We start from the raw sequence: 6,098 nt of genomic DNA, 5'->3' as shown, positions 1-6,098 counted from the left end.
CGGGCAACATGACGCCCTCGTTCCGCGTGATGCCCGACGGAACCATCCGCCAGGTGTATTTCTACTGCGTGGACATCGCCGAGTTCGCCGTGAACAAGCTGGCCGATCGCGGGTCGCTCGCCTCGCGCGGCATTGTGACCAACGTGCAGGATTTCATCGCGCACGTGGCACGCGGCCTCGACTTGGACGTGTAACGGAAAATACATTGGGGGGCGACTCTCCTCGCTAAGAGCTCGACCGCCTGAAGCGCCCATAGAAATTATTACAGCAATCAAGCACCCTCCTGTTGGTGCGGATATAATCATGACGCAGCGGCGCTATTGTCGTCGCGTTTTGCATACAACGGCGGAGGGAAAGCGCATGAACGACACATCATCCAAGCGACGCGACCTGCTGTCGTCGGGCCTCCCCATAAAGATCGGCGCGGCGCTCGCCGTCGCGCTGTGCCTGCTCATCGCCTGGAGCATCTACCTCGTGCGCGACAAGCTGCTGATGAACGCCGACGACATGGGCAGTTCGCTGGCAGCAAGCTACGCCGCCGAGGAAGAGAACCGCACCTCCGTATACAGCCTGCTCATGAGCATGGTCGCAAGCTCCCTCAACCATGCGCTCGACAACGACGAGGGAGCCCAGGCCTACGCAAGCCTCCTGAAGCGCTACGACACCAACATCGAAGACTCGCTCGGCGTCAACATCATCGACCCTTATGCCGTGATCGACGGCCGGATAATCGCCGCTAACCCCTGGCAAGGCGACGAAAGCTACGATTACGCGTCCGCCCCTTGGTACACCGCAGCGCTCGAGGCTGACGGGCATGTGGCGTTCACCGACGCCTACACCGATGCCGTCACGGGCAAGGAGCTCGTGACCATGTCGGTCAAGCTCAGCGGCGAGGGCAACGTGCTCGCGTTCGACATTTTCCTGGAAAACTTCCACGTGCACCGCAACAAGGCATCGCTGCCGCAGGGTAGCTCGTATTACCTCTTCGACGAATCCGGCGCTCTTATCTACACCACCTCTGACGACGGGGTTGAAGACGAACAGACCGCCGCCTGGGCGAACGATCTGCGCACGGCGGTGCTGGACGGCCAGATGGAAGACCATCTCGCCTCCATCACAGACCTCGACGGCGTTGTGAACGGCGTGTATTACTCGCAGATGAGCAACGGATGGCTTTCGGTCATCACCATCCCTATCAAAGACATCCTCCAGGATGGCTGGGATGCGGCGATCGTCGCGCTGGCGGCAATCTGCCTCGTGCTCGTCCTTCTGGTGATTGCCATCATGATTCGCGGCCACCTCGACAGCCGCAGGATGAAGCACACCGAGGACACGCTGAAAATCCTGGGCGACACGTTCTATGCCATCTACCGCATCGACTACAACGCGGGCACGTACGAGACCATCAAGTCGTCGCCCGACGTGCGCGAAGGATTGGGGCATTCCGGCGCGTACAGCCACATGCTCAGCATGGTGGGCGACGTGGTTGAGAAGCGCACCTTCGACGCCTTCGAGCAGAGTTTTTCGCTGGAAAACATCCGCAAGCTGGCGGCGGAGGGCGTCGAGGAATTCGGCGGCGATTACCGCAGGCATTTCCCCGACGGGTACAAGTGGGTCAACATCCGTCTCATCTACAACCGCGACCTTGGCCTCAACGAGGTTGTCATGTGCTTCCGCGAGGTGGACGCTGAGAAGCGCCAGCAGCTCCAACAGCAGGCGCTTTTGGAAAGCGCGCTGGATTCCGCACGGCAGACGGTGGACAAGAAGAGCGCGTTTTTCAGCAACGTGTCGCACGACATGCGCACGCCGCTCAACGCAGTCATCGGCCTGTCGTCGCTCGCACGTGCAAACCTTGACGACCGTGCGAAGACCGAGGACTACCTGGATAAGATCGAGCAAGCGGGCAGCCAGCTGCTCACGCTGGTGAACGACGTGCTTGATATGTCGCGCATCGAGCACGGCAAAGAGACTGAGCTTGCATATGTCCCCACCGACCTTGCCCAATGCGTGAAAGACGGCGCCTCGCTGTTCAAAGAAGCGGCAGAACGCAGCGGCAAGACCCTTCACGTGCAGGTTGATGAAAGCATGCCCTTTGTCATGTGCGACCCCGCCCGTATCGGCCAGATTCTGAACAACCTGATATCGAACGCCGTGAAGTACAGCCTGCCGGGCGGCACGATCGATGTGACCCTCGACGTAGCGTCTCGCCGCCCCAAGATGTGCAAATGTCGCATCATCGTGTCCGACACGGGCATCGGCATGTCGCAGGATTTCCTGGAGCGTATCTTCGAGCCGTTCGCGCGCGAAACCACGTTCTCGCCCTCAAAGGTGTCGGGCACAGGGCTGGGCATGCCAATCGTCAAGAGCCTCGTGCAGCAGATGAGCGGCGAGATCAGCGTGAACAGCGAACTCGGGAAAGGCAGCACGTTCACGGTGGTGCTGCCGCTGCGCATCGCCGAGGAAGAAGAGCTCGCCGGCGCGCAGGCAGACGCGCCCAGCAATGCTGCGCCTGACTTTAGCCTGGAAGGCAAACGCCTTCTGATTGCCGAGGACAACGAGATCAACATGGAGATCATGCAGGAGATGATGGACGCGATGGGCGCCGAGGTGATTCCTGCGATGAACGGGCGCGAGGCGGTGAGCGCGTTCGAGGCCACCGATCCCGGCTACATCGACGTGATTCTCATGGACATGCAGATGCCCGAAATGGACGGCTGCGAGGCCTGCCGCGCCATCCGCGCACTCGAACGCTCCGATGCCAAGACGGTGCCCGTGATCGCCGTGACCGCGAACGCGTTCGCCGAGGACATCGCCCGCACCACCGAGGCCGGCATGAACGCGCACGTGTCCAAGCCGATCGACTTCAACGCGCTCATCGCCGTGCTCGCAAAAGTGTGCGGGAAGTAACGGCCTTTACGCCACCTGATGGCGCCGGAAAGAGATGACGGCCAGAGGCACGCACGCCAACGCAATGACGCCATAAAGCACCCAGCACGCACCCTGCAGATCGAGTACCACGGGGCCCAGCGGATACGACATGCACATATCCAGCAGCGGTTGAGGCGCAAGCGCGTTTGCGGGCGCGAGGTAGAGAATGCGCATCAAGATGCCGCTTCCCGCCGAAGGCACCATGCCCGAAACCAGAATAAGCGCCGCTACGATGGCGAACACCGCGAGCGTCGATTTCGTGCGCGATGAAATCGCCAGCGTAAGCCCCGCGAAGCCCAGCGTCATCACATAGGCGATGCCCACCGCGATGCCCACCGCCTGCGCCATGGTAAGATCGTACGGAATGAAGGCGGTCATTGCCTGCACAGGCAGGCTTGCCCCCTCCGCACCGAACGCGACAAGGGCAACGCCGCAAATCACAGCCGCATAGAGAGCGAAGTACGCTGTGGAAAAGATAAACGATGCGACCACCTTGGCAACCACCAAGCGCCCGCGCCCATGTCGCGACGCCAACAGCACGGCGTCGGTGCGCTCCTGGTACTCGCCCGAGAACACCGGGGCAAGCGCCACGCACACGCCCAGCATCGCGAACATCAGAAACGCCACGCAGTTGAGGATGTCTTCCCATCCGCCCGCATAACCGTACTCGTAGGGCTCCCCCACACGCTGTTGCATATCGGTCCAAAACGCGCGCTCGGAGTCGGAATATCTCCAAGAGCCGCCCATGTTGTCGTCGAGCGAATCCTGGAACCAACGGTCCACCTCGCTATAGAAATTGGCGATTTGCTCATCGGTGAGCAGCGCCGCCGCCTGATAGGACTCCTGCCCCGGAGCGCGCCAAGGAGCAAGTAGATAGCTGTAGTAGCTATCCGTGAGAACCGCCCGCTCCTCAGGCGCAAACGCCTGCGTCATCAGGCTGTATGCAGCAGCGTCGCTCATGGTGGCAAGCTCTTGGACATCCATCTTCGAAAGCGTCAGATCGCGGTATGCCGTCAAATCGTCCACGATGCGCTCCGCCGTGAGCTCGCCCGCATGGGCGTTCGCCGCATCGCGGTTGTAGGCGATGGCGTCGAACCCTGAGAGGATTTCGTCCGAATTTGTCACCGTCTTGGTTTGCAGCACGTTAAGCGCCATGATGAAGCAGATGAGCGCGAGCAGCACGCCGCAGGCGACGACCGTGGTGCGGCGGCACACGATTTTCTTGAGCTCGAAGACTATGAGGTCGAACATGATGAGCCTACCTTTCTTCCCCGCCGCGACCGGTGCTTCGAATGCGGTTCACCAGGCCGCGATGCGCCGCTGTCTCACGACCGGACCGATTGCCCGCGTCGCCCCGATCCGATGCATCGCGAAACACATACAGGTACAAATCCTCGAGCGTGGGTTCTACCGCCCGCGCGCCCGACACCGGTTGAGCATCCGCCACCACACGCACCACCGCTTGACCATCCGCCGCGTAATGCACGTTGCTCACCGTGAAGCGTGCCGCCAGAGCGTCTGCTGTGCGGGCATCCACGTGGCATTCCCACACCTTGCCCGCCACCTGGCTCGTAACCGCATCGGGCGCACCCTGCATGATGAACGCCCCGGCACGCATGACGAGGATCTCGTCAGCGATGTACTCCACATCAGACACGATATGCGTAGAGAGAATGACAATCTTATCCTGCGCGAGGCTGGCAATGAGATTGCGGAACCGCACGCGCTCTTTGGGGTCGAGTCCCGCCGTAGGCTCGTCGAGCACCAGCACGTCGGGGTCGTTGAGCACCGCCTGCGCGATACCTAATCGCTGCTTCATGCCGCCAGAGAACGCGCGGATTTTCATACGCGCTGCATCGCTCAGGCCCACCACGCCAAGCAAATCGAGCGACGCGGCTTTCGCCTGCCTGCGGCCGATTCCCTTGAGCGCCGCCATGTACATCATGAAATCGAGCGCCGTGAAATCAGGATAGTAGCCAAAATCCTGCGGAAGGTAGCCCAAACGCGCACGATACGCCTCGCCCAACCGACGGATATCCACTCCGTCGAACAGCACTTCCCCCGACGTAGGACGCAGTACTCCGCACACCATACGCATGAGCGTGGTCTTGCCGGCTCCGTTCGCGCCAAGCAGCCCATACACTCCCGGCGTCAGTCGCGCCGACACACGATCAACGGCAATATGCGATCCGAATTGCCTGCTCAACCTATCGATAGTTAGCTCCATGAGATATCGCACCCTTTCTCGTTATGCGCTAAGCGCCCCAAGCACCCGAACGCGTCAATCCCCTCAGCTGCCGCGCAGAGGAACGCGTAAGCTTCGCGCGCCAGCCAAACTCCGGTGACGGCCGCGGCAATCGCCCACAAACCCACCGCTGCCGGCTCGTACACCCAAGGAAACACCTGCTGGAGAAACACGCATATCCCCATAGCGAGCAGGGACAACGCCGCAGAGATCGCCATCGCGGAGGAGCCGCGCGCTCGGCGAGAGACGGCAAAGCTTCCCGCGCACACCGCAAAATAGGGAACGCATGCATACACGGCGAACGTGAGCGCATACGCATTCGTCAAAGAGGGCGCAGCGCACGCAGCAACACCCAGAAGCAAAACATCCGCGCCCCCGACCACGACCATGCGCGCTGCCGCAACCGACCGGCAATTGAAACGACACGTGCTCTCGAGTTCCGCCATGCGATAGGATCTACTCGCCATGGCAACGGGCACGCCCATGCCGGCAACGATTGCCCCAAGCGCCGCCGCCATGCAATTGACGAATCCTTCCGCAGGCTCCAACGCGCATACCCAAAGCACGAGCGCGATGAGCGCCGCCTGCGCTATCCAGATGCGTGCGGGAATGGCGCGCGCCTGGAACGCCGCGAACGAAAGGAACGACGGCGATGAAGGACGCGTCTTCGCAGAATGCATCCTCGAAGGCCTCGACGCAGAACCGAGCGAATCCTCCAAGCGTCCGAGCGAGTTTTCTGACGCGAACCGCCTCAGCGTGTTGGCGCACTCTCCGGCCTCCGCGCACACCGCGCCTCCGCGTTCGAGTTGGTTGCCCACATTCCCGCCGATGCCACGCGCCAGACTCTCATGTTTGACCGGTCCCGTCATCTCGGCGCCGTCGCCTTCGTTCTTCAGAGCACATTCGACTGCAGTGACGCATGCCT

The 6,098-nt window shown here is 61.5% G+C and carries 4 protein-coding genes and 1 pseudogene; 2 read left to right on the top strand and 3 right to left on the bottom strand.

Annotated features, from left to right (window positions below):
* Positions 1-194 (top strand): annotated as a pseudogene (locus Q0J60_RS09545) (hypothetical protein); the annotation flags it as partial.
* Between the two features lie 166 nt (positions 195-360).
* Positions 361-2,907 carry an ATP-binding protein gene (locus Q0J60_RS09540; RefSeq protein ID WP_294440957.1) on the top strand — a complete coding sequence of 849 codons (2,547 nt, stop codon included), beginning with the start codon at positions 361-363 and terminating at the stop codon, positions 2,905-2,907.
* Between the two features lie 6 nt (positions 2,908-2,913).
* Here Q0J60_RS09540 and Q0J60_RS09535 read toward each other — a convergent pair whose 3' ends face one another.
* The 3 genes from Q0J60_RS09535 to Q0J60_RS09525 form a co-directional block, all read right to left on the bottom strand.
* Positions 2,914-4,179: an ABC transporter permease gene (locus Q0J60_RS09535; protein ID WP_294440956.1), complete on the bottom strand. Its 1,266-nt coding sequence runs from the start codon at positions 4,177-4,179 to the stop codon at positions 2,914-2,916.
* Between the two features lie 7 nt (positions 4,180-4,186).
* Positions 4,187-5,155 carry an ABC transporter ATP-binding protein gene (locus Q0J60_RS09530; protein WP_294440953.1) on the bottom strand — a complete coding sequence of 323 codons (969 nt, stop codon included), beginning with the start codon at positions 5,153-5,155 and terminating at the stop codon, positions 4,187-4,189.
* The coding region (locus Q0J60_RS09525; RefSeq protein WP_294440951.1) for a hypothetical protein at positions 5,146-6,098 on the bottom strand (953 nt) is incomplete at its 5' end. The genes Q0J60_RS09530 and Q0J60_RS09525, both read right to left, overlap by 10 nt.

This window comes from uncultured Slackia sp., assembly GCF_944321625.1.
In the GTDB taxonomy this organism is placed as follows: domain Bacteria; phylum Actinomycetota; class Coriobacteriia; order Coriobacteriales; family Eggerthellaceae; genus Slackia.
Note: the sequence above shows the minus strand (reverse complement) of the source record. Positions and strands in the feature narration are given on the sequence as shown.